The sequence below is a fragment of the Thauera sp. ZXT1-4 genome (assembly GCF_052598215.2).
Window position 1 is genome coordinate 99,997 of the sequence record NZ_JBQWSN020000005.1, and the last position, 20,595, is coordinate 120,591.

Consider the following 20,595-nt stretch of genomic DNA (forward strand, 5'->3'; position numbering starts at 1 on the left):
GCGGTTGCGCCCCCGCATGGAGTGAACAATGAAGAGCCTGCTCGCTGACCTGTTCAAGCAAACCCTGCCGAACGAGGAAGAGTTCGACGCGATAACCATCGGTCTCGCGTCGCCGGACAAGATCCGGTCCTGGTCCTACGGTGAGGTGAAGAAGCCCGAGACCATCAACTACCGCACTTTCAAGCCGGAGCGTGACGGCCTGTTCTGCGCCAAGATCTTTGGCCCGGTGAAGGACTACGAGTGCCTGTGTGGTAAATACAAGCGCCTCAAGCACCGTGGCGTGATCTGCGAGAAGTGCGGCGTCGAGGTGACGCTTTCAAAGGTGCGCCGCGAGCGCATGGGCCACATCGAGCTGGCCTCGCCGGTCGCCCACATCTGGTTCCTGAAGAGCCTGCCGAGCCGTCTCGGCATGGTGCTCGACATGACGCTGCGCGACATCGAGCGCGTGCTCTACTTCGAAGCCTTCGTGGTGGTCGAGCCCGGCATGACCCCGCTCAATCGCGGCCAGTTGCTGACCGAGGACGACTATCTGGCCAAGGTCGAGGAGTACGGCGACGAGTTCGACGCCGTGATGGGTGCCGAGGGTGTCGCTGCGCTGCTGCGCAGCCTGGACATCAACCTGGAGGCCGAGAAGCTGCGCGGCGACCTGGAGACCACCAACTCCGAAGCCAAGATCAAGAAGTTCTCCAAGCGCCTGAAGGTGCTCGAAGCCTTCCAGCAGTCCGGCATCAAGCCCGAGTGGATGGTGCTGGAGGTGCTGCCGGTGCTGCCGCCCGACCTGCGCCCGCTGGTGCCGCTGGATGGTGGCCGCTTCGCGACGTCCGACCTGAACGATCTGTATCGTCGCGTCATCAACCGTAACAACCGCCTCAAGCGCCTGCTCGAGCTGAAGGCGCCCGACATCATCGTGCGCAACGAGAAGCGCATGCTGCAGGAAGCCGTCGACTCGCTGCTCGACAACGGCCGCCGTGGCAAGGCCATGACCGGGGCCAACAAGCGCCCGCTGAAGTCGCTGGCCGACATGATCAAGGGCAAGGGCGGCCGATTCCGTCAGAACCTGCTCGGCAAGCGGGTCGACTACTCGGGCCGTTCGGTGATTACCGTCGGTCCGCAGCTCAAGCTGCACCAGTGCGGTCTGCCCAAGCTGATGGCGCTGGAGCTGTTCAAGCCCTTCATCTTCAACAAGCTCGAACTGATGGGGCTGGCCACGACCATCAAGCAGGCCAAGAAGATGGTGGAGTCTCAGGAGCCGGTGGTGTGGGACATCCTCGAAGAGGTGATCCGCGAGCATCCGGTGCTGCTGAACCGCGCACCGACCCTGCACCGTCTTGGCATCCAGGCCTTTGAGCCGGTACTGATCGAAGGCAAGGCAATCCAGCTCCACCCGCTGGTCTGCGTCGCGTTCAACGCCGACTTCGACGGCGACCAGATGGCCGTCCACGTTCCGCTGTCGCTCGAAGCGCAGATGGAAGCCCGCACCCTGATGCTGGCCTCCAACAACGTACTGTCGCCCGCCAACGGCGAGCCGATCATTGTGCCGTCGCAAGACATCGTTCTGGGTCTGTATTACGCCACCCGTGAAGGCATCAACGTGCCGGGCGAGGGCATGATCTTCACTGACGTTTCGGAAGTGAAGCGCGCCTACGAATCGGGCCAGATCGCGCTGCATGCGCGCGTCACCGTGCGCTTGAAGGAGGCCGATCTCGGTCCCAACGGCGAGCGCATCGAGAAAGTCGTGCGTCACAACACCACCGCGGGTCGGGCGATCCTGTCCGAGATCCTGCCGGCTGGGCTGCCCTTCAGCGTGATCGACAAGCCGCTGAAGAAAAAGGAAATCTCCAAGCTCATCAACGCCTCGTTCCGTCGCTGCGGCTTGCGTGCAACGGTGATCTTCGCCGACAAGCTGATGCAGTTCGGCTATGGCCTCGCCACACGCGCGGGTCTGTCGATCGCGGTCAAGGACATGCTGGTGCCCAACGCCAAGCACGACCTGATCCGCGCCGCCGAGGCCGAGGTGAAGGAGATCGCCCAGCAATACACCTCAGGTCTGGTGACCGACGGCGAGCGCTACAACAAGGTCGTGGACATCTGGGGCCGCTGCGGTGACCAGGTCGCCAAGGCCATGATGGAACAACTCGGCTCCGAAGAGGTGGTTGACCGCGAGGGCAAGACGGTCCGCCAGGAGTCCTTCAACGCGATCTACATGATGGCCGACTCGGGGGCACGCGGCTCCGCGGCACAGATCCGACAGCTCGCCGGCATGCGGGGCCTGATGGCCAAGCCGGACGGCTCCATCATCGAGACGCCGATCACCACCAATTTCCGGGAAGGCCTCAACGTTCTGCAGTACTTCATCTCGACGCACGGCGCCCGTAAGGGTCTTGCCGATACCGCGCTGAAGACCGCGAACTCGGGCTACCTGACCCGTCGTCTGGTCGACGTGACTCAGGATCTGGTCGTGATCGAGGACGACTGCGGCACGCGCGAAGGCTTCGCCATGAAGGCCCTGATCGAGGGCGGCGAGGTGGTGGAGCCGCTGCGTGAGCGCATCCTCGGCCGCGTGTGCGTCGACGATGTCGTCAACCCCGAGACGCAGGAAACCGTCATCGAAGCGGGCAGCCTGCTAGACGAGGACGCCGTGGATCTCATCGAAAGCCTGGGTGTGGACGAGGTCAAGGTCCGTACTCCGCTGACGTGCGAAACCCGCTACGGATTGTGTGCAAAGTGCTACGGCCGAGATCTGGGTCGCGGCAGCATGGTCAACGCTGGTGAGGCTGTGGGCGTGATCGCTGCGCAGTCGATCGGCGAGCCGGGCACTCAGCTCACCATGCGTACCTTCCACGTCGGTGGTGCGGCTTCTCGGGCGGCTGCTGCCAGCGGGGTCGAAGCCAAATCTGCGGGTTCCATCCGCTTTGCGGGCAACATGCGTTACGTAGCGAACCCGAAGGGCGAAAAGATCGTCATCGCGCGTTCGGCTGAACTTGTGGTGGCCGACGACCTTGGTCGCGAGCGCGAGCGTCACAAGCTTCCGTACGGCGCGCTGCTGCTCGTTGATGACGGCGCCGCCGTCAAGGCGGGGACCCAACTGGCAAGCTGGGATCCGCACACCCGTCCGATCGTCACCGAATACACCGGTACGGTGAAGTTCGAGAACGTGGAAGAGGGGGTCACCGTCGCCAAGCAGATCGACGAGGTGACGGGCCTTTCGACCCTGGTGGTCATCGATGCAAAGCGCCGCTCCACCACCGGCGCCACGAAGGGCGTGCGTCCTCAGGTCAAGCTGCTCGACGAGAACGGTGAGGAAGTGAAGATCGCCGGCACCGAGCATTCGGTGGCCATCACCTTCCAGGTCGGTTCGCTGATCACGGTGAAGGACGGTCAGCAGATCAATGTGGGTGACATCCTGGCGCGCATTCCGCAGGAATCGGCCAAGACCCGCGACATTACCGGCGGTCTGCCGCGTGTTGCCGAGCTGTTCGAGGCACGGGCACCCAAGGACGCCGGCATGCTTGCCGAGTGCACCGGCACCGTATCCTTCGGCAAGGAGACCAAGGGCAAGCAGCGTCTGGTCATCACCGAGCCGGACGGCACTTCGCACGAGTTCCTGATTCCGAAGGATAAGCACCTTATGGTGCACGACGGTCAGGTGGTGAACAAGGGCGAACTCATCGTCGACGGTCCGGCTGACCCGCACGACATCCTGCGTTTGCAGGGCATCAGCGAACTGGCCCGCTACGTCATCGACGAGGTGCAGGACGTGTACCGGCTCCAGGGCGTGAAGATCAACGACAAGCACATCGAGGTGATTGTTCGTCAGATGCTGCGCCGCGTGGTGATTACGGATCCGGGCGATACCAAGTTCATCCGCGAGGAGCAGGTCGAACGCTCCGAGGTGCTGGACGAGAACGACCGTGTGGAAGCCGATGGCAAGCTGCCGGCGCAGTACGAGAACGTGCTGCTGGGCATCACCAAGGCCTCACTGTCGACGGATTCCTTCATTTCCGCAGCGTCCTTCCAGGAAACCACCCGCGTGCTGACCGAAGCGGCGATCATGGGCAAGCGCGACGAACTGCGCGGCCTGAAAGAGAACGTCATCGTCGGACGCCTGATCCCGGCCGGTACGGGTCTCGCCTATCACCGCAGCCGCAAGGCACAGGAGCAGGGCGTGGATCTCGGCGCCGAGCATGCCTGGGCGGCAGCAGATGTTGCTGAAACGCAGCAGGACATCGAGGCGAGTTGACTTTCGGACCAACCTCGGAATAAACTCCGGCCTCTTTTTTGTGGACTGACCAATCGTAGTCAGTCGCAGCCGGAATAATCCGCCCGCGGCGGCCCATGGTGGGCTGCCGCGGTCTTATGGGAAATTCTTAAGCTATGCCAACAATCAATCAGCTTGTCCGCAAGCCGCGCCAAATGGAAGTTGCCAAGAGCAAGGTTCCGGCGCTTGAAGCTTGCCCGCAGAAGCGCGGCGTCTGCACTCGCGTGTACACCACGACCCCGAAGAAGCCGAACTCGGCGCTGCGTAAGGTCGCCAAGGTTCGTCTCACCAATGGTTTTGAGGTCATCTCGTACATTGGCGGTGAAGGTCACAACCTCCAGGAGCACTCCGTGGTGCTGATCCGTGGCGGTCGTGTAAAGGACCTTCCGGGTGTGCGCTATCACATCGTCCGTGGCTCCCTCGATCTGCAGGGTGTCAAGGATCGTAAGCAGTCGCGCTCGAAGTACGGTGCCAAGCGCCCGAAGAAAGCCTGATTGTCGGTCACAGAAATTTAGCGAGAGGTTGTCATGCCGCGTCGTCGTGAAGTACCCAAGCGCGAGGTCCTGCCGGATCCGAAGTTCGGTAACCAGGATGTCTCCAAGTTCATCAACGTCATCATGCAGTCGGGCAAGAAGGCTGTGGCCGAGCGCATCGTCTATGGTGCCTTCGAGCACATCTCGACCAAGTCCGGTAAGGATCCGCTCGAAGTCTTCTCGAGCGCTGTGGGTAACGTGAAACCGGTCGTCGAGGTCAAGAGCCGTCGTGTTGGCGGTGCCAACTACCAGGTTCCGGTCGAGGTTCGTCCGTCGCGCCGGATGGCGCTGTCGATGCGCTGGCTGCGTGAAGCCGCGCGCAAGCGTGCCGAGAAGTCGATGGCTCAGCGCCTGGCTGGCGAGCTGCTCGAGGCTGCGGAGGGTCGCGGTGCCGCCATGAAGAAGCGCGAAGAAGTTCACCGCATGGCTGAAGCCAACAAGGCGTTCTCGCACTTCCGCTTCTGATTCTGATCGGCAGCGGTAACTCGGGCCCTGTATAGGGCTCGATTGTTTTCCAACGCAAGAAACTCGTTCATCGCGCCTGGTGCGCGACTAACTGAAGGCAGGTTATAACGTGGCTCGCAAGACTCCCATCGAGCGCTACCGCAACATCGGTATCTCCGCTCACATCGACGCCGGCAAGACGACTACGACCGAGCGCATCCTCTTCTACACCGGCGTGAGCCATAAGCTCGGTGAGGTGCACGATGGCGCAGCCACGACGGACTGGATGGTGCAGGAGCAGGAGCGCGGCATCACCATCACCTCGGCAGCGGTGACCTGCTTCTGGAAGGGTATGGATCAATCCTTCCCTGAGCACCGTTTCAACATCATCGACACCCCGGGGCACGTCGACTTCACCATCGAGGTGGAGCGTTCGATGCGCGTGCTCGACGGTGCGTGCATGGTGTATTGCGCAGTGGGTGGCGTTCAGCCTCAATCCGAGACCGTGTGGCGTCAGGCGACCAAGTACAAGGTGCCGCGCCTCGCCTTCGTTAACAAGATGGACCGCTCGGGCGCGAACTTCTTCAAGGTCGTTGACCAGATGAAGAATCGCCTGAAGGCCAATCCTGTTCCGGTGGTAATCCCCATTGGTGCGGAGGATACCTTCAAGGGTGTCGTCGATCTGCTGAAGATGAAGGCGATCATTTGGGACGAAGCCTCCCAGGGCATGAAGTTCGAGTACCACGACATTCCGGCAGAGTTGCTCGGAACGGCCGAAGAGTGGCGTGCGAGCATGGTTGAGGCCGCTGCCGAAGCTAATGAAGAACTGATGAACAAGTATCTCGAGGAAGGTGAGCTTTCCGAGGAAGAGGTGATCGCGGGTCTGCGTGCGCGCACCCTTGCCTGCGAGATCCAGCCGATGCTGTGCGGCACTGCGTTCAAGAACAAGGGTGTGCAGCGCATGCTCGACGCCGTGATTCAGTACCTGCCGTCGCCGATCGACATTCCGCCGGTCGCGGGCGTCGATGACGATGAGAAGGAAGTGGTTCGTCATGCACGTGACGACGAGAAGTTCTCCGCGCTCGCGTTCAAGCTCATGACTGACCCCTTTGTTGGCCAGTTGACCTTCATTCGCGTGTATTCGGGTGTGCTCGAATCGGGTTCGACCGTGTTGAACTCGGTGAAGAACCGCAAGGAACGCATTGGCCGCATCCTGCAGATGCACGCCAATGACCGTGAAGAGATCAAGGAGGTGCTCGCCGGTGACATTGCCGCCGTTGTCGGCCTCAAGGATGTCACCACGGGTGAAACTCTGTGCGACACGAGCGCGCCGGTCATCCTTGAGCGCATGGTGTTCCCGGATCCTGTGATCCACGTCGCCGTCGAGCCCAAGACCAAGAGCGACCAGGAAAAGATGGGCCTTGCGCTGTCGCGCCTGGCGGCCGAAGATCCGTCCTTCCGTGTGCGCACCGACGAGGAGTCGGGGCAGACCATCATTTCGGGGATGGGTGAACTTCACCTCGAGATCATCGTTGACCGCATGAAGCGCGAGTTCAACGTCGAGGCCAACGTCGGCGCGCCCCAGGTCGCCTACCGCGAGACCATCCGCAAGGCGGCAAACGACGTCGAAGGCAAGTTCGTCAAGCAATCCGGTGGTCGTGGTCAGTACGGTCACGTCGTTATCAACCTCGAACCGGCTGAACAGGGTAAGGGCTACGAGTTCGTGGATGCCGTCAAGGGTGGCGTGGTTCCGCGCGAGTACATCCCTGCGGTGGACAAGGGCATCCAGGAAACCCTGCCGAATGGCGTGCTCGCTGGATTCCCGGTGGTTGACGTCAAGGTCACGCTGCACTTCGGTTCCTATCACGATGTCGACTCCAACGAAAACGCCTTCAAGATGGCGGGTTCGATGGCGTTCAAGGAAGCCATGCGTAAGGCCAGCCCCGTGCTGCTCGAGCCGATGATGGCGGTCGTGGTCGAGACGCCGGAAGACTATATGGGTAACGTCATGGGTGACCTGTCTGGTCGTCGTGGCATCGTTCAGGGTATGGATGACATCCCGGGCGGAATGAAGGAAATCAAGGCCGAGGTGCCGCTGGCCGAGATGTTCGGCTACGCTACTCAGTTGCGCTCGCTGACCCAGGGTCGTGCGACCTACTCGATGGAGTTCAAGCACTACGCCGAAGCTCCGAAGAGCGTGGCCGAAGCCGTCATCAGCAGCCGTAAGTAATCAACACACTCAACTCAAGGACTCACGAACATGGCAAAGGGTAAGTTCGAACGTACCAAGCCCCACGTGAACGTCGGCACCATCGGCCACGTTGACCACGGCAAGACCACGCTGACCGCTGCGATCACCACGATCCTGTCGAAGAAGTTCGGCGGCGAAGCCAAGGCGTACGATCAGATCGACGCGGCGCCCGAAGAAAAGGCGCGTGGCATCACCATCAACACGGCGCACGTCGAGTACGAGACGGAAACCCGTCACTACGCGCACGTTGATTGCCCGGGTCACGCCGACTACGTGAAGAACATGATCACCGGTGCCGCCCAGATGGATGGTGCGATCCTGGTGTGCTCGGCCGCGGACGGTCCGATGCCGCAGACCCGCGAGCACATCCTGCTGGCCCGCCAGGTCGGTGTGCCTTACATCATCGTCTTCCTGAACAAGTGCGACATGGTCGACGACGAAGAACTGCTCGAGCTGGTGGAGATGGAAGTGCGCGAGCTTCTGTCGAAGTACGACTTCCCGGGCGATGACATCCCCATCGTCAAAGGTTCGGCGCTGAAGGCGCTCGAGGGCGACCAGTCGCCGATCGGCGAGCCGGCGATCTTCGAGCTGGCTGCTGCGCTGGATTCGTACATCCCGACCCCGGAACGTGCGATCGACAAGCCCTTCCTGCTGCCGATCGAAGACGTGTTCTCGATCTCGGGCCGCGGCACCGTGGTGACCGGTCGTGTCGAGCGCGGCATCGTCAAGGTTGGCGAGGAAATCGAGATTGTCGGCATCCGCCCGACCGTCAAGACCACCTGCACCGGCGTCGAGATGTTCCGCAAGCTGCTGGACCAGGGCCAGGCGGGCGACAACGTGGGCGTGCTGCTGCGCGGCACCAAGCGTGAAGACGTCGAGCGTGGTCAAGTGCTGTGCAAGCCGGGTTCGATCACCCCGCACACGCACTTCACGGGCGAGATCTACGTGCTGTCGAAGGAAGAAGGCGGTCGTCATACGCCGTTCTTCAACAACTACCGTCCGCAGTTCTACTTCCGTACCACGGACGTGACCGGTTCGATCGCGCTGCCGGAGGGCACCGAGATGGTCATGCCGGGCGACAACGTGTCGATCACCGTCAAGCTGATCGCCCCGATCGCCATGGAAGAAGGCCTGCGCTTCGCGATCCGCGAAGGCGGCCGTACCGTCGGCGCCGGCGTCGTCGCCAAGATCATCGAGTAATGCTCGAACTGGGGCGGCCCTTTGGGGTCGCCCACGCTCTTTGTGCTCTTTTCTGAAACATCCGCTCTTTTGGACTAAACATGCAGAACCAGAAAATCCGCATTCGCCTGAAAGCATTCGATTACCGTCTGATCGACCAGTCCGCGTTGGAAATCGTCGAAACGGCCAAGCGCACGGGCGCCGTCGTTCGCGGCCCCGTCCCGCTGCCGACTCGCATCGAACGTTTCGACCTGCTGCGTTCGCCGCACGTTAACAAGGCTTCGCGCGATCAGATGGAAATCCGCACCCATCAGCGCCTGATGGACATCATCGATCCGACCGATAAAACGGTTGACGCTCTGATGAAGCTGGATCTTCCGGCTGGCGTGGACGTCGAGATCAAGCTCCAATAAGCGCTTTTGCTTGCGGAAGCTTTGAACAGGCCGGTATAATCCGGCCTTTGTGCCTTTGGGTGCAATAATTGTGACCCCCGGTCAATCGCAACCGGGATTCAGGAGAAAAAAATGAGTCTAGGCCTTGTAGGACGCAAGGTCGGCATGACTCGCATCTTCGCTGAGGATGGCAAGACCATTCCGGTGACGGTGCTGGACGTGTCGGACAATCGTGTGTCCCAGATCAAGACGACCGAAACTGATGGCTATGCCGCGGTTCAGGTTGCTTTCGGCAGGCGTCGCGCCAGCCGTATCACCAAGCCGGTCGCGGGTCATCTTGCCAAGGCGGGCGTCGAGCCCAGTCGCGGCATGAAGGAGTTCCGCGTTGAAGGCGAGCAGGCAGGCGGCATGAATGTCGGTGACCTGCTGGGCGCAGACCTCTTCCAGGTCGGTCAAAAGGTTGATGTGACCGGTGTGACGATCGGCAAGGGCTTTTCCGGCCCGATCAAGCGTCACAACTTCTCGTCGAACCGTGCCTCGCACGGCAACTCCATCTCGCACAACTCGCCGGGTTCCATCGGTATGGCGCAGGATCCGGGTCGCGTGTTTCCGGGTAAGCGCATGGCCGGCCAGTATGGCAACGTGCAGCGCACGACCCAGGGGCTCGAAGTCGTTCGCGTGGATGTCGAGCGCCAGCTCCTTCTCGTGAAGGGTGCGGTGCCGGGTGCCAAGGGTGGCGACGTCGTCGTCCGTCCGGCGGTCAAGGCCTGAGGAGCGCGCAATGGAACTGAAACTCTTGAATGATCAGGGTCAGGCAGCATCGACGCTTCAGGCGTCCGATGTGCTGTTCGGCCGTGAGTACAACGAAGCGCTTGTGCACCAGGTCGTGACCGCCTACATGGCGAACGCGCGCTCGGGTAACCGCAAGCAGAAGGATCGCTCCGAGATCGCCAAGTCGACTCGCAAGCCGTTCCGTCAGAAGGGTACGGGTAACGCCCGTGCTGGTATGGCTTCCAGCCCGCTGTGGCGCGGAGGCGGCAAGATCTTCCCGAACACCCCGGACGAGAACTTCTCGCAGAAGGTGAACCGCAAGATGTACCGCGCCGGTGTCGCTGCGATCCTGTCGCAGCTTGCTCGCGAGGACCGTCTGGCCATCGTGGAGAACTTCAGCGTCGAGGCGCCGAAGACCCGCTTGCTGTCGCAGAAGCTCAAGGGTATGGGCCTGGACTCGGTTCTGGTCATTACCGACGAAATGGATGAGAACCTGTTCCTGTCCTCGCGCAACCTTCATCAGGTTCTGGTGCTGGAAGTGAACGAGGCGGATCCGGTGTCGCTCGTGCGCTTCCCGAAGGTGCTGGTCACCAAGGGCGCGCTGGCGAAGATGGAGGAAGCGTGGCAATGAGCGCGATCACTCAGGAACGTCTGCTGCAGGTGCTGCTCGCTCCGCAGATCTCCGAAAAGGCAACGTATGTTGCCGACAAGAGCGAGCAGGTGGTGTTCAAGGTCGCTTCCGATGCAACCAAGCCCGAAGTGAAGGCGGCTGTCGAGTCGCTGTTCAAGGTCGAGGTGAAGTCGGTTCAGGTTCTGAACGTGAAGGGCAAAGCCAAGCGCTTTGGCAAGACCATGGGTCGCCGCAAGGACTGGAAGAAGGCCTTCGTGTGCCTGAAGCCCGGTCAGGAAATCAACTTCGCGGCGGGGGAGTGATAGATCATGGCAATCGTTAAACTCAAGCCCACTTCCGCTGGCCGTCGTGCCCAGGTAAAGGTCGTCAATGCCGACCTCTACAAGGGGCGTCCGATCGCGGCGCTGGTCGAGAAGCAGAGCAAGAATGCTGGCCGTAACAATAACGGTCGCATCACGGTGCGCCACCAGGGTGGTGGTCACAAGCAACACTATCGCCTGGTCGACTTCCGTCGCAATAAGGATGGTATTCCCGCCAAGGTCGAACGTATCGAGTACGACCCCAATCGCTCCGCGCACATCGCGCTGCTGTGCTACGCGGATGGCGAGCGTCGCTACATCATCGCACCGCGTGGCGTGGAAGTCGGTCAGCAACTGGTTAGCGGCTCCGAGGCGCCTATCAAGCCGGGTAACGCGCTGCCGATTCGTAACATCCCGGTCGGCTCGACGATCCACTGCATCGAGATGGTTCCCGGCAAAGGTGCTCAGCTTGCGCGTGCTGCGGGCACCTCGGTTCAGCTGCTCGCGCGTGAAGGTTCGTACGCACAGCTGCGCCTGCGCTCCGGCGAGATCCGTCGCGTGCATGTGGAGTGCCGCGCGACCATCGGTGAAGTTGGCAACGAAGAGCATGGTCTGCGCAAGATCGGCAAGGCCGGCGCGAACCGTTGGCGCGGCATCCGCCCGACCGTTCGCGGTGTGGCGATGAACCCGGTCGACCACCCGCATGGTGGCGGCGAGGGTCGGACCGGCGAAGCGCGCGAGCCGGTCAGCCCGTGGGGTACGCCGAGCAAGGGTTATCGGACGCGCTCGAACAAGCGCACCGACAACATGATCGTGCAGCGTCGTCACAAGCGTTAAGGGGTAAAAGATGGCACGTTCTATCAAGAAAGGCCCGTTCATCGACGCGCACCTGCTCAAGAAGGTCGACGCGGCACGGACGAGCAACGACAAGCGCCCGATCAAGACCTGGTCGCGTCGCTCCACGATTCTGCCCGACTTCATCGGTCTGACAATCGCGGTGCACAACGGCAAGCAGCACATTCCCGTGTTCGTGACCGAGAACATGGTCGGACACAAGCTCGGCGAATTCGCGCTCACGCGTACCTTCAAGGGTCACGCCGCCAGCAAGAAAGCCAAGCGTTAAGGGGGCGACATGGAAACCAAAGCAATTCTCCGTGGCGTTCGCCTGTCGGCCCAGAAGGGTCGCCTGGTGGCCGACCTGGTTCGGGGCAAACGCGTCGATCAGGCGCTCAACACGCTGGCCTTCTCGCCCAAGAAGGGCGCGAAGATCATTCGCAAGGTGCTCGAGTCGGCAATCGCGAATGCCGAGCACAACGACGGCGCCGATATCGACACGCTGAAGGTCAAGGCCATTCACGTGGAAGAGGGCATGACGCTCAAGCGCTTCACTGCGCGTGCGAAGGGTCGCGGCAACCGCATCCTCAAGCCCACCTGCCACGTCTACGTGACCGTTGGCGAGTAAGGAGTAAACATGGGTCAGAAAATCCATCCCACTGGCTTCCGCCTCGCCGTCACGCGTGACTGGGGTTCGCGCTGGTTTGCTTCCAGCAAGGACTTCTCGGGCATGCTGCACGAGGACCTGAAGGTTCGCGAGTACCTCAAGAAGCGCCTCGCGCACGCATCGCTCGGCCGCGTGCTGATCGAGCGGCCGGCCAAGAATGCCCGCATTACGCTGTTCAGTGCGCGTCCGGGCGTCGTGATCGGCAAGAAGGGCGAAGACATCGAGGCACTCAAGCGCGATCTGCAGAAGATCGTAGGCGTTCCGGTTCACGTGAATATCGAGGAAGTGCGCAAGCCCGAACTCGACGCGAAGCTCATCGCTGATTCGATCGCCCAGCAACTTGAGAAGCGCATCATGTTCCGCCGCGCAATGAAGCGGGCCATGCAGAACGCGATGCGCTTGGGTGCCCAGGGCATCAAGATCATGAGCTCCGGTCGCCTGAACGGCGCCGAGATCGCGCGTACCGAGTGGTATCGTGAAGGCCGTGTTCCGCTGCACACCCTGCGCGCGAATATCGATTATGGCGTCTCCGAAGCGCAGACCACCTACGGCATCATTGGCATCAAGGTGTGGGTGTTCAAGGGTGAGATGCTGGGTCGCAACGAGCAGCCCGTCGCCGCCGAGCCGGAAGTGGATAACCGCCGTGGCCGCCGTGGCGCGCCGCGTGACGGCGAAGGTCGTCCGGGTCGTCGTCCCGCTCGTCGTGGCGAAGGCCGGCAAGAAGAAAGCAGGAGTGAATGATGCTGCAGCCGACTAGAAGGAAGTACCGTAAGGAGCAGAAGGGCCGCAACACCGGTGTCGCTACCCGCGGCGCCAAGGTGTCCTTCGGCGAGTACGGGCTGAAGGCCGTTGGCCGCGGTCGTCTGACCGCGCGTCAAATCGAGTCGGCCCGTCGTGCGATGACGCGTCATATCAAGCGTGGTGGTCGCATCTGGATTCGCATCTTCCCGGACAAGCCGATCTCGAAGAAGCCGGCCGAAGTCCGGATGGGTAACGGTAAGGGTAACCCCGAGTACTGGGTCGCCGAGATCCAGCCGGGCAAGGTGCTCTATGAAATGGACGGCGTGGCCGAAGAGCTCGCTCGTGAGGCTTTCCGGCTCGCTGCCGCCAAGCTTCCGATCGAGACCGTGTTCGTTACCCGTCAGATTGGGGGTTGAACATGAACGCTACTGAACTCCGCGCCAAGAGCGCAGATGAGTTGAACAAGGAGCTCCTCGAGCTGCTCAAGGCGCAGTTTTCGCTGCGCATGCAGCACGCTACGCAGCAGCTGGGCAATACGAGTCAGATTGGTAAGGTTCGTCGCGATATCGCGCGCGTGCGTACCATTCTGCGCGAAAAGGCGGGTCAGCAATGAGCGAACAGGTTGAGAAGGTTCGCCGCGCGCTGGTTGGGCGTGTGGTGAGCGACAAGATGCAGAAGACGGTGACCGTTCTTGTCGAGCGTCGGGTGAAGCACCCGCTGTACGGCAAGATCATCACCCGTTCGGCAAAGTACCACGCTCACGTGGAAGACGGCATTGCCGCGCAGGGCGACCTCGTCGAGATCGAGGAGTGCCGCCCGATCTCGCGCACCAAGACCTGGCGGGTGGCCAAGGTGCTCGAGAAGGCTCGTATCATCTGAATTGAGTTACTGGCAGGTCGCAAAAAAAACAGCTTGGCGCGCACGCGCCAGGCTGTTATACTTTTGCCTCTTTGCTCCGGGGCTCGCTCGGGGCATCCTACCCTGACGGGTTCCAAGACTGTCCGCAGATGCGGGATAAGTTGGAGATATTTTCATGATTCAAATGCAGTCCAGGCTGGACGTGGCCGATAACTCCGGCGCACGCTCGGTGATGTGCATCAAGGTCCTGGGTGGTTCGAAGCGTCGCTATGCCGGCGTGGGCGACATCATCAAGGTTACCGTGAAGGATGCTGCGCCGCGTGGTCGCGCCAAGAAGGGTGACGTCTACAACGCGGTCGTGGTTCGCACTGCCAAGGGCGTTCGTCGTCCTGACGGTTCGCTGATCAAGTTCGACAACAATGCGGCCGTGCTTCTGAACAACAAGCTTGAGCCGATCGGCACCCGTATCTTTGGGCCGGTCACGCGCGAGCTGCGCACCGAGCGGTTCATGAAGATCGTCTCGCTGGCGCCCGAAGTGCTCTGAGGAGTCGATAGATGAACAAGATCCGCAAGGGTGACGAAGTAATGGTGCTGACGGGCAAGGATCGTGGCCGTCGTGGCACTGTGCTGCGCCGCGTCGATGACGAGCGCGTCGTGGTCGAGGGTGTGAATCGGGTGAAGAAGCACGTGCGCCCGAATCCGCTGAAAGGTGAAGTGGGTGGCATCGTCGAGAAGGAGATGCCCATCCATGTGTCGAACGTCGCGCTGTTCAATCCCGCCACCCAGAAGGGTGATCGAGTCGGGATCAAGACGCTTGAAGATGGCCGCAAGGTTCGTTTCTTCAAGTCGAACGGCGAGCTGGTGAACGCCTAAGGAGTGACGATGGCTCGCTTGCAACAGGTTTACAAGGATGAGGTCGCGCCTGCGCTGAGGCAGCAGTTCGGCTACAAGTCCGTGATGGAAGTTCCTCGCATCACCAAGATCACCCTCAATATGGGCGTCGGTGAGGCGGTTGGCGACAAGAAGATTCTCGAGAACGCCATTGGCGACATGACCAAGATCGCCGGTCAGAAGCCAGTGTCCACCAAGGCTCGCAAGTCGATCGCCGGTTTCAAGATTCGCGACGGTTATCCGATTGGCTGCATGGTGACCCTGCGTGGGCCGCGCATGTTCGAATTTCTAGATCGTCTGATCACGATTGCCCTGCCGCGCGTCCGTGACTTCCGCGGTATCGCGTCGAAGGGTTTTGATGGTCGCGGCAATTACAACCTCGGTGTCAAGGAACAGATCATTTTTCCTGAGATCGAGTACGACAAGATCGATGCGCTGCGCGGGATGAACATCAGCATCACGACGACGGCCAAGAACGACGAGGAGGCCCGTGCTCTCCTCGCCGCGTTCAAGTTCCCGTTCAAGAATTGAGGGTGATATGGCGAAACTCGCTCTGATCAACCGCGAAGCGAAGCGCGCGCAGCTGGTGGAAAAATTCGCTGCCAAGCGTGCCGCCCTGGTCGCGACGATCAAGGACACCAGTCTGTCCGAAGAAGAACGCATGGCCGCCCGTCTGGCCCTGCAGCAACTGCCGCGCAACGCGAACCCGACCCGTCAGCGCAATCGTTGTGCGCTCACCGGGCGCCCGCGTGGCGTGTTCCGCAAGTTCGGTCTGTGCCGTAACAAGCTGCGTGAAATTGCTTTCCGTGGTGAAGTTCCTGGTATGACCAAGGCGAGCTGGTAAGGAGAAATCGAAGATGAGTATGTCCGATCCGATCGCCGACATGCTGACGCGCATCCGCAACGGCCAGCAGGCCCAGAAGGCCTCGGTGTCGATGCCTTCGTCGAAGCTGAAGGTTGCGATCGCCAAAGTTCTGCATGACGAAGGTTACATCGATGGTTTCGCGGTGCGCGAAGAGGGCGGCAAGCCTTCGCTCGACGTTACGCTCAAGTATTACGCCGGGCGCCCGGTCATTGAGCGACTCGAGCGTGTGAGCCGTCCTGGGCTGCGCATCTACAAGGGTAGCGATGACCTGCCGCGCGTGATGAACGGCCTTGGCGTCGCCATTGTTTCCACGCCGCGTGGCGTGATGACCGACCGCTCCGCACGCGCTGGCCGCGTGGGTGGCGAGGTCATCTGCCTGGTCGCGTAAGGGGGATACGATGTCTCGTGTAGCCAAGAACCCGGTGGCGATCCCGCAGGGCGTGGAAGTGATGATTTCCGACGCTGAGATCGCAGTGAAAGGTCCGCTCGGCTCGCTGCGCCAGGCGCTGACGGGTGCCGTACAGGTTGCGCGCGAAGGCGATGCGATCGTGTGCAAGGCGCGCGACGGTGTTGCCAATGCGCGCGCCATGTCTGGCACCGTGCGTGCGTTGGTGAACAATATGGTTACCGGCGTGAGCAAGGGTTTCGAGCGCAAGCTGACCCTGGTGGGCGTGGGTTATCGTGCGCAAGCGCAGGGCGACAAGCTCAATCTGTCACTCGGCTTCTCTCACCCGGTCGTGCATCAGATGCCCGAAGGTGTGAAGGTCGAGACGCCGACTCAGACCGAGATCCTGATCAAAGGGGTCGACAAGCAGAAGGTCGGCCAGGTCGCTGCCGAGGTGCGGGCCTACCGCGCTCCCGAGCCTTACAAGGGCAAGGGCGTCCGTTATTCGGACGAAGTGGTGGTGCTCAAGGAAACCAAGAAGAAGTAAGGCGGTTCGTCATGAACAAGAAAGAAACTCGTCTCCGTCGCGCGCGCAAAACTCGCGCCAAGATTGCGGAGCTCAAGGCGGTTCGCCTGACGGTGTTCCGGTCCAACTGCCATATCTACGCTCAGGTCATCTCCGGCTGCGGAGCGCGCGTTCTCGCCGCTGCATCGACCGTCGAAGCCGATGTGCGCGCCAAGGTCGCCAATGGCGGCAACAAGGCGGCCGCGGAGGTGGTGGGCAAGCTCATCGCCGAGCGTGCAAAAGCAGCCGGTGTGGAGCAGGTCTCCTTCGACCGCTCGGGCTTCCTGTATCACGGCCGCGTGAAGGCGCTGGCCGAGGCCGCCCGTGAAGGCGGTCTCAAGTTCTAAGCGAGGAATCGTATGGCCAAGCAGCAAACCAAACGTGCGCAAGCCTCCGACGAGCGCGATGACGGCCTGAAGGAAAAAATGGTCGCGATCAATCGCGTGACCAAGGTCGTAAAGGGCGGTCGTATCCTCGGCTTCGCGGCACTGACCGTCGTCGGTGACGGTGACGGCGCGATCGGCATGGGCAAGGGGAAGTCCCGCGAAGTTCCGGTGGCGGTGCAGAAGGCGATGGACGAAGCGCGTCGCAAGATGCGTAAGGTCTCGCTCAAGAACGGGACCTTGCAGCATACGGTAATCGGCAAGCACGGCGCGGCTTCCGTGCTGATGCAGCCGGCTCCCGCTGGTACCGGCATCATCGCCGGCGGTCCGATGCGCGCCGTGTTCGAAGTCATGGGTGTGACCGATGTGATTTGCAAGTGCATCGGCTCTGCCAATCCGTACAACGTCGTCCGTGCCACCATCAATGGCCTGATGGCGATCAACACCCCGGCGGAGATCGCTGCCAAGCGCGGCAAGTCCGTCGAAGAGATCCTGGGGTAAGAGATGTCGGACAAGAAAATCAGGGTGACGCTCGTGAAGAGCGTGATCGGTACCAAGCAGTCCCATCGTGCTACTGTGCGCGGGCTGGGTCTGCGCCGGCTCAACCACACGGTCGAGCTGGCGGATACCCCGGAAGTCCGGGGCATGGTCAACAAGGTGTCCTACCTGCTGAAGTGTGAGGGTTGAAATGCGCCTGAATACCATCAAGCCCGGTGAAGGCTCCAAGAAAGTTGCGCGCCGTGTCGGTCGCGGAATGGGCAGCGGCTTGGGCAAGACCTGCGGCCGCGGCCACAAGGGTCAGAAATCCCGCGCCGGCGGGTTCCACAAGGTCGGCTTCGAGGGCGGCCAGATGCCGCTGCAGCGCCGGCTGCCGAAGCGCGGTTTCGTTTCGCTGACGCGGGCTCGCAATGTCGAGGTGCGCCTGTCCGAACTGGACAAGCTCCCGGTAGACGAGATCGATCTGCTGACGCTCAAGCAGGCGGGCGTCATCGCCGCCGATGCTCTGTCGGCCAAGGTCGTCGTTTCGGGTTCCATAAGCCGCAAGGTGATCCTGCGCGGCGTGGGTGCGACTGCGGGTGCCAAGGCGGCGATCGAAGCTGCCGGCGGTTCCGTGGCGGCCGAGTAAGAAAAGGGCATACGCTGTGGCGAATCCTGCTGCCACGCTGGGAAGCGCGGGGAAATTCGGCGATCTCAAGCGCCGGTTGATGTTCCTCATGGGCGCGTTGATCGTGTATCGGATCGGCGCGCACATTCCGGTGCCTGGTATCGACCCGCAGGGGCTGGCAGAGTTGTTCCAGTCCCAGCAGGGTGGAATCCTTGGCGTGTTCAACCTGTTTTCGGGTGGCGCGCTGTCTCGCTTCACCATCTTCGCGCTGGGCATCATGCCCTACATCTCCGCGTCCATCATCATGCAGTTGATGACCGTGGCGGTGCCTTCTCTGGAAGCGTTGAAGAAGGAAGGGGAGGCGGGTAGACGCAAGATCACGCAGTACACGCGGTACGGCACCTTGCTGCTGGCGTTGGCGCAGTCGCTGGGTATCGCGATCGCGCTCGAAGGGCAGCCTGGTCTGGTGCTCGAGCCGGGGGTCATGTTCCGATTCGTGACCGTCGCGACGCTGGTGACCGGTACGATGTTCCTGATGTGGCTGGGTGAGCAGATCACCGAGCGTGGCATCGGTAATGGCATCTCGATCATCATCTTCGCCGGCATCATAGCGGGCTTGCCAAGTGCGATTGGCGGTTTGTTCGAGTTGGTTCGGACAGGATCGATGCACCCCTTTACGGCGCTCTTCATCTGCATTCTCGTGGTGCTGGTGACGGCCTTTGTGGTTTTCGTGGAGCGTGGGCAGCGGAAGATTCTGGTGAATTACGCCAAACGGCAGGTCGGCAACAAGGTGTATGGGGGGCAAAGTTCCCACCTTCCCCTGAAGCTGAACATGTCTGGCGTGATTCCGCCGATCTTCGCGTCGAGCATCATTCTGTTCCCTGCCACGCTGGGGCAGTGGTTTGGTTCGTCGGAGGGGATGTACTGGCTGCGAGACATCGCTTCCACGCTCTCTCCGGGTCAGCCCATCTACGTGATGCTCTATGCGCTGGCGATTATTTTCTTCTGCTTCTTCTACACGGCGCTGGTCTTCAATGCGCGTGAGACGGCAGACAACCTGAAGAAGAGCGGGGCCTTTGTTCCCGGGATTCGTCCTGGCGATCAGACCGCGCGCTACATTGACAAGATTCTCATGCGGCTGACGCTGGCCGGTGCGGTGTACATCACGCTGGTTTGCCTTCTGCCGGAGTTCCTGATCCTGAAGTGGAACGTGCCGTTCTATTTCGGTGGCACTTCGCTGCTGATCATCGTGGTGGTTACGATGGACTTCATGGCTCAGGTCCAGGCATTCGTGATGTCGCACCAGTACGAGAGTCTGCTGAAGAAAGCGAACTTCAAGGGGGCGGGTATCCCCGGAAGGTGAGCCATGGCGAAGGAAGATGTAATCGAGATGCAGGGAGAGGTGACCGAGAACCTCCCCAATGCAACGTTCCGCGTCAGGCTTGAAAACGGTCACATGGTGCTCGGCCATATCTCCGGGAAGATGCGGATGCACTACATCCGCATCCTCCCCGGGGACAAGGTGACCGTACAGCTCACCCCCTACGACCTGACCAAGGGCCGGATCGTTTTCCGGACCAAGTGAAGATTAGAGAAACAGGAGCAACATCATGAGAGTGCAGGCATCGGTCAAGCGGCTCTGCCGCAACTGCAAGATTATCCGCCGCAAGGGTGTGGTTCGCGTCATTTGCAGCGATCCGCGGCACAAGCAACGCCAGGGTTGATCTACTCAACGCCAGGCATTAGAATTTAACGTTTTTCGTTTCGGGGTATACGGATGGCCCGTATTGCTGGGGTTAATATTCCCAATCACAAGCATGCCGAGATCGCGCTGACCGCCATCTATGGGATCGGCCGTTCGCGTGCTCAGAGAATTTGCGACGCCGCAGGCATCGTGCGTTCGGTCAAGGTCAAGGATCTGACCGAGTCGGACATGGAAAAGCTGCGTGACGAAGTCGGTCGTTTCGTCGTCGAAGGCGACCTGCGTCGTGAAGTCACCATGAACATCAAGCGCCTGATGGACCTGGGCTGCTACCGCGGCGTGCGTCATCGCCGTGGGCTGCCGCTTCGTGGCCAGCGCACCCGCACCAATGCCCGTACCCGCAAGGGTCCGCGCAAGCCGATCGCCGGCAAGAAGTAATAGGAACCGATAATGGCTAAGACTGGAACGAAGGTTCGCAAGAAGGTCAAAAAGAACGTTGCCGAAGGCATCGCTCACGTTCACGCGAGCTTCAACAACACCATCATCACCATCACCGATCGTCAGGGTAACGCTCTGTCGTGGGCGACTTCGGGCGGTGCGGGCTTCAAGGGCTCGCGCAAGAGCACGCCGTTCGCCGCTCAGGTCGCTGCCGAAGCGGCTGGCAAGGCTGCCCAGGAATGTGGCATCAAGAACCTGGAAGTGCGCATCAAGGGCCCCGGTCCTGGGCGCGAGTCCTCGGTTCGTGCGCTCAATGCGCTGGGGATCAAGATTTCCAGCATCACGGACATCACCCCCATCCCGCATAACGGCTGCCGTCCGCCGAAGAAGCGTCGTATCTGAC

General features: G+C 61.2%; 31 protein-coding genes. All 31 read left to right on the forward strand.

Translation table 11 applies throughout. From position 1 onward, the window contains the following. Nucleotides 1-28: 28 nt before the first annotated feature. The 31 genes from rpoC to rpsK all read left to right on the forward strand — a co-directional run bounded on the left by rpoC (nucleotide 29) and on the right by rpsK (nucleotide 20,594). A complete protein-coding gene (gene rpoC / locus ACUH78_RS06175) occupies nucleotides 29-4,240 on the forward strand; it encodes a DNA-directed RNA polymerase subunit beta' (RefSeq protein ID WP_435751693.1) in 4,212 nt (1,403 codons plus the stop codon). Between the two features lie 134 nt (nucleotides 4,241-4,374). After that, a complete protein-coding gene (gene rpsL, locus ACUH78_RS06180; RefSeq protein ID WP_002931569.1) occupies nucleotides 4,375-4,752 on the forward strand; it encodes a 30S ribosomal protein S12 in 378 nt (125 codons plus the stop codon). A 33-nt stretch (nucleotides 4,753-4,785) separates the two neighbouring features. Continuing rightward, nucleotides 4,786-5,256: a 30S ribosomal protein S7 gene (rpsG, locus tag ACUH78_RS06185; RefSeq protein ID WP_418363647.1), complete on the forward strand. Its 471-nt coding sequence runs from the start codon at nucleotides 4,786-4,788 to the stop codon at nucleotides 5,254-5,256. Nucleotides 5,257-5,365: 109 nt separating this feature from the next. After that, complete coding sequence (gene fusA, locus ACUH78_RS06190; protein WP_435751696.1) at nucleotides 5,366-7,465, forward strand: elongation factor G; 2,100 nt, start codon at nucleotides 5,366-5,368, stop codon at nucleotides 7,463-7,465. A 30-nt stretch (nucleotides 7,466-7,495) separates the two neighbouring features. Beyond that, complete coding sequence (gene tuf / locus ACUH78_RS06195; RefSeq protein WP_418363645.1) at nucleotides 7,496-8,686, forward strand: elongation factor Tu; 1,191 nt, start codon at nucleotides 7,496-7,498, stop codon at nucleotides 8,684-8,686. An 80-nt stretch (nucleotides 8,687-8,766) separates the two neighbouring features. Next, complete coding sequence (gene rpsJ, locus ACUH78_RS06200; RefSeq protein WP_004332388.1) at nucleotides 8,767-9,078, forward strand: 30S ribosomal protein S10; 312 nt, start codon at nucleotides 8,767-8,769, stop codon at nucleotides 9,076-9,078. Nucleotides 9,079-9,189: 111 nt separating this feature from the next. After that, on the forward strand, nucleotides 9,190-9,828 hold the full coding sequence (rplC, locus tag ACUH78_RS06205) for a 50S ribosomal protein L3 (RefSeq protein WP_418363644.1): 639 nt from the start codon (nucleotides 9,190-9,192) through the stop codon (nucleotides 9,826-9,828). Nucleotides 9,829-9,838: 10 nt separating this feature from the next. Then, nucleotides 9,839-10,459, forward strand: coding sequence for a 50S ribosomal protein L4 (gene rplD, locus ACUH78_RS06210; protein ID WP_418363643.1), 621 nt, complete (start codon nucleotides 9,839-9,841; stop codon nucleotides 10,457-10,459). Beyond that, a complete protein-coding gene (gene rplW, locus ACUH78_RS06215) occupies nucleotides 10,456-10,761 on the forward strand; it encodes a 50S ribosomal protein L23 (RefSeq protein WP_435749629.1) in 306 nt (101 codons plus the stop codon). Before rplD ends, rplW begins: the two co-directional genes overlap by 4 nt. 6 nt (nucleotides 10,762-10,767) lie before the next feature. After that, on the forward strand, nucleotides 10,768-11,595 hold the full coding sequence (rplB, locus tag ACUH78_RS06220) for a 50S ribosomal protein L2 (RefSeq protein WP_418363642.1): 828 nt from the start codon (nucleotides 10,768-10,770) through the stop codon (nucleotides 11,593-11,595). 10 nt (nucleotides 11,596-11,605) lie between these two features. Beyond that, nucleotides 11,606-11,881 (forward strand): 30S ribosomal protein S19, encoded by a 276-nt coding sequence (gene rpsS, locus ACUH78_RS06225; RefSeq protein WP_004258198.1) that lies wholly within the window; start codon nucleotides 11,606-11,608, stop codon nucleotides 11,879-11,881. A gap of 9 nt (nucleotides 11,882-11,890) precedes the next feature. Continuing rightward, nucleotides 11,891-12,220 carry a 50S ribosomal protein L22 gene (gene rplV / locus ACUH78_RS06230; RefSeq protein ID WP_418363641.1) on the forward strand — a complete coding sequence of 110 codons (330 nt, stop codon included), beginning with the start codon at nucleotides 11,891-11,893 and terminating at the stop codon, nucleotides 12,218-12,220. A 9-nt stretch (nucleotides 12,221-12,229) separates the two neighbouring features. Next, nucleotides 12,230-13,000 (forward strand): 30S ribosomal protein S3, encoded by a 771-nt coding sequence (rpsC, locus tag ACUH78_RS06235; RefSeq protein ID WP_418363640.1) that lies wholly within the window; start codon nucleotides 12,230-12,232, stop codon nucleotides 12,998-13,000. Then, nucleotides 13,000-13,416 carry a 50S ribosomal protein L16 gene (rplP, locus tag ACUH78_RS06240; protein WP_002931592.1) on the forward strand — a complete coding sequence of 139 codons (417 nt, stop codon included), beginning with the start codon at nucleotides 13,000-13,002 and terminating at the stop codon, nucleotides 13,414-13,416. Before rpsC ends, rplP begins: the two co-directional genes overlap by 1 nt. Nucleotides 13,417-13,418: 2 nt before the next feature. Beyond that, entirely contained in the window at nucleotides 13,419-13,613 is a 195-nt protein-coding gene (gene rpmC / locus ACUH78_RS06245) for a 50S ribosomal protein L29 (RefSeq protein ID WP_418363639.1), read from the forward strand. Then, on the forward strand, nucleotides 13,610-13,879 hold the full coding sequence (gene rpsQ / locus ACUH78_RS06250; protein WP_281050845.1) for a 30S ribosomal protein S17: 270 nt from the start codon (nucleotides 13,610-13,612) through the stop codon (nucleotides 13,877-13,879). Before rpmC ends, rpsQ begins: the two co-directional genes overlap by 4 nt. A 154-nt stretch (nucleotides 13,880-14,033) precedes the next feature. Continuing rightward, the gene (gene rplN, locus ACUH78_RS06255) at nucleotides 14,034-14,402 is read left to right on the forward strand and encodes a 50S ribosomal protein L14 (RefSeq protein ID WP_418363638.1); all 369 of its coding nucleotides are present in this window, start codon (nucleotides 14,034-14,036) and stop codon (nucleotides 14,400-14,402) included. Between the two features lie 11 nt (nucleotides 14,403-14,413). Next, a complete protein-coding gene (rplX, locus tag ACUH78_RS06260; protein ID WP_418363637.1) occupies nucleotides 14,414-14,731 on the forward strand; it encodes a 50S ribosomal protein L24 in 318 nt (105 codons plus the stop codon). A 9-nt stretch (nucleotides 14,732-14,740) separates the two neighbouring features. Continuing rightward, nucleotides 14,741-15,280, forward strand: a complete 540-nt coding sequence (rplE, locus tag ACUH78_RS06265) for a 50S ribosomal protein L5 (protein ID WP_418363785.1) — start codon at nucleotides 14,741-14,743, stop codon at nucleotides 15,278-15,280. Nucleotides 15,281-15,287: 7 nt separating this feature from the next. Continuing rightward, the gene (gene rpsN / locus ACUH78_RS06270; protein WP_418363636.1) at nucleotides 15,288-15,593 is read left to right on the forward strand and encodes a 30S ribosomal protein S14; all 306 of its coding nucleotides are present in this window, start codon (nucleotides 15,288-15,290) and stop codon (nucleotides 15,591-15,593) included. A gap of 13 nt (nucleotides 15,594-15,606) precedes the next feature. Continuing rightward, entirely contained in the window at nucleotides 15,607-16,002 is a 396-nt protein-coding gene (gene rpsH, locus ACUH78_RS06275) for a 30S ribosomal protein S8 (RefSeq protein ID WP_418363635.1), read from the forward strand. 10 nt (nucleotides 16,003-16,012) lie between these two features. Further along, nucleotides 16,013-16,546 carry a 50S ribosomal protein L6 gene (gene rplF, locus ACUH78_RS06280; RefSeq protein ID WP_418363634.1) on the forward strand — a complete coding sequence of 178 codons (534 nt, stop codon included), beginning with the start codon at nucleotides 16,013-16,015 and terminating at the stop codon, nucleotides 16,544-16,546. A gap of 11 nt (nucleotides 16,547-16,557) precedes the next feature. After that, a complete protein-coding gene (rplR, locus tag ACUH78_RS06285; RefSeq protein WP_418363633.1) occupies nucleotides 16,558-16,911 on the forward strand; it encodes a 50S ribosomal protein L18 in 354 nt (117 codons plus the stop codon). 12 nt (nucleotides 16,912-16,923) lie between these two features. Next, nucleotides 16,924-17,448 (forward strand): 30S ribosomal protein S5, encoded by a 525-nt coding sequence (rpsE, locus tag ACUH78_RS06290; protein ID WP_324537969.1) that lies wholly within the window; start codon nucleotides 16,924-16,926, stop codon nucleotides 17,446-17,448. A gap of 3 nt (nucleotides 17,449-17,451) precedes the next feature. Then, a complete protein-coding gene (gene rpmD, locus ACUH78_RS06295; RefSeq protein WP_418363632.1) occupies nucleotides 17,452-17,634 on the forward strand; it encodes a 50S ribosomal protein L30 in 183 nt (60 codons plus the stop codon). A gap of 1 nt (nucleotide 17,635) precedes the next feature. Then, nucleotides 17,636-18,073: a 50S ribosomal protein L15 gene (gene rplO, locus ACUH78_RS06300; RefSeq protein WP_418363631.1), complete on the forward strand. Its 438-nt coding sequence runs from the start codon at nucleotides 17,636-17,638 to the stop codon at nucleotides 18,071-18,073. 16 nt (nucleotides 18,074-18,089) lie between these two features. Further along, the gene (gene secY, locus ACUH78_RS06305) at nucleotides 18,090-19,415 is read left to right on the forward strand and encodes a preprotein translocase subunit SecY (RefSeq protein WP_435749628.1); all 1,326 of its coding nucleotides are present in this window, start codon (nucleotides 18,090-18,092) and stop codon (nucleotides 19,413-19,415) included. Nucleotides 19,416-19,418: 3 nt separating this feature from the next. Beyond that, nucleotides 19,419-19,637, forward strand: a complete 219-nt coding sequence (gene infA / locus ACUH78_RS06310) for a translation initiation factor IF-1 (protein WP_002931617.1) — start codon at nucleotides 19,419-19,421, stop codon at nucleotides 19,635-19,637. 25 nt (nucleotides 19,638-19,662) lie between these two features. After that, a complete protein-coding gene (rpmJ, locus tag ACUH78_RS06315) occupies nucleotides 19,663-19,776 on the forward strand; it encodes a 50S ribosomal protein L36 (protein ID WP_002931619.1) in 114 nt (37 codons plus the stop codon). A gap of 53 nt (nucleotides 19,777-19,829) precedes the next feature. After that, a complete protein-coding gene (rpsM, locus tag ACUH78_RS06320) occupies nucleotides 19,830-20,192 on the forward strand; it encodes a 30S ribosomal protein S13 (protein ID WP_418363630.1) in 363 nt (120 codons plus the stop codon). Nucleotides 20,193-20,204: 12 nt separating this feature from the next. Next, complete coding sequence (gene rpsK, locus ACUH78_RS06325; RefSeq protein ID WP_418363629.1) at nucleotides 20,205-20,594, forward strand: 30S ribosomal protein S11; 390 nt, start codon at nucleotides 20,205-20,207, stop codon at nucleotides 20,592-20,594. Nucleotide 20,595: the final 1 nt, after the last annotated feature.

Excerpts from the sequence above, each read along its gene's own strand:
- rplO (WP_418363631.1), top strand. The coding sequence starts at position 17,636 with ATGCGCCTGAATACCATCAAGCCCGGTGAAGGCTCCAAGAAAGTTGCG.
- rplB (WP_418363642.1), top strand. The coding sequence starts at position 10,768 with ATGGCAATCGTTAAACTCAAGCCCACTTCCGCTGGCCGTCGTGCCCAG.
- rplF (WP_418363634.1), top strand. The coding sequence starts at position 16,013 with ATGTCTCGTGTAGCCAAGAACCCGGTGGCGATCCCGCAGGGCGTGGAA.
- infA (WP_002931617.1), top strand. The coding sequence starts at position 19,419 with ATGGCGAAGGAAGATGTAATCGAGATGCAGGGAGAGGTGACCGAGAAC.
- rpsG (WP_418363647.1), top strand. The coding sequence starts at position 4,786 with ATGCCGCGTCGTCGTGAAGTACCCAAGCGCGAGGTCCTGCCGGATCCG.
- rplE (WP_418363785.1), top strand. The coding sequence starts at position 14,741 with ATGGCTCGCTTGCAACAGGTTTACAAGGATGAGGTCGCGCCTGCGCTG.
- rplN (WP_418363638.1), top strand. The coding sequence starts at position 14,034 with ATGATTCAAATGCAGTCCAGGCTGGACGTGGCCGATAACTCCGGCGCA.
- rpsK (WP_418363629.1), top strand. The coding sequence starts at position 20,205 with ATGGCTAAGACTGGAACGAAGGTTCGCAAGAAGGTCAAAAAGAACGTT.
- rpsC (WP_418363640.1), top strand. The coding sequence starts at position 12,230 with ATGGGTCAGAAAATCCATCCCACTGGCTTCCGCCTCGCCGTCACGCGT.
- rplC (WP_418363644.1), top strand. The coding sequence starts at position 9,190 with ATGAGTCTAGGCCTTGTAGGACGCAAGGTCGGCATGACTCGCATCTTC.
- rplR (WP_418363633.1), top strand. The coding sequence starts at position 16,558 with ATGAACAAGAAAGAAACTCGTCTCCGTCGCGCGCGCAAAACTCGCGCC.
- rpsJ (WP_004332388.1), top strand. The coding sequence starts at position 8,767 with ATGCAGAACCAGAAAATCCGCATTCGCCTGAAAGCATTCGATTACCGT.
- rplP (WP_002931592.1), top strand. The coding sequence starts at position 13,000 with ATGCTGCAGCCGACTAGAAGGAAGTACCGTAAGGAGCAGAAGGGCCGC.
- rpsE (WP_324537969.1), top strand. The coding sequence starts at position 16,924 with ATGGCCAAGCAGCAAACCAAACGTGCGCAAGCCTCCGACGAGCGCGAT.
- rpsL (WP_002931569.1), top strand. The coding sequence starts at position 4,375 with ATGCCAACAATCAATCAGCTTGTCCGCAAGCCGCGCCAAATGGAAGTT.
- tuf (WP_418363645.1), top strand. The coding sequence starts at position 7,496 with ATGGCAAAGGGTAAGTTCGAACGTACCAAGCCCCACGTGAACGTCGGC.
- rpsS (WP_004258198.1), top strand. The coding sequence starts at position 11,606 with ATGGCACGTTCTATCAAGAAAGGCCCGTTCATCGACGCGCACCTGCTC.
- rplV (WP_418363641.1), top strand. The coding sequence starts at position 11,891 with ATGGAAACCAAAGCAATTCTCCGTGGCGTTCGCCTGTCGGCCCAGAAG.
- rplW (WP_435749629.1), top strand. The coding sequence starts at position 10,456 with ATGAGCGCGATCACTCAGGAACGTCTGCTGCAGGTGCTGCTCGCTCCG.
- rplX (WP_418363637.1), top strand. The coding sequence starts at position 14,414 with ATGAACAAGATCCGCAAGGGTGACGAAGTAATGGTGCTGACGGGCAAG.
- rpmJ (WP_002931619.1), top strand. The coding sequence starts at position 19,663 with ATGAGAGTGCAGGCATCGGTCAAGCGGCTCTGCCGCAACTGCAAGATT.
- rpmD (WP_418363632.1), top strand. The coding sequence starts at position 17,452 with ATGTCGGACAAGAAAATCAGGGTGACGCTCGTGAAGAGCGTGATCGGT.
- rpsQ (WP_281050845.1), top strand. The coding sequence starts at position 13,610 with ATGAGCGAACAGGTTGAGAAGGTTCGCCGCGCGCTGGTTGGGCGTGTG.
- rpsM (WP_418363630.1), top strand. The coding sequence starts at position 19,830 with ATGGCCCGTATTGCTGGGGTTAATATTCCCAATCACAAGCATGCCGAG.
- rpoC (WP_435751693.1), top strand. The coding sequence starts at position 29 with ATGAAGAGCCTGCTCGCTGACCTGTTCAAGCAAACCCTGCCGAACGAG.
- rpsH (WP_418363635.1), top strand. The coding sequence starts at position 15,607 with ATGAGTATGTCCGATCCGATCGCCGACATGCTGACGCGCATCCGCAAC.
- rplD (WP_418363643.1), top strand. The coding sequence starts at position 9,839 with ATGGAACTGAAACTCTTGAATGATCAGGGTCAGGCAGCATCGACGCTT.
- rpmC (WP_418363639.1), top strand. The coding sequence starts at position 13,419 with ATGAACGCTACTGAACTCCGCGCCAAGAGCGCAGATGAGTTGAACAAG.
- rpsN (WP_418363636.1), top strand. The coding sequence starts at position 15,288 with ATGGCGAAACTCGCTCTGATCAACCGCGAAGCGAAGCGCGCGCAGCTG.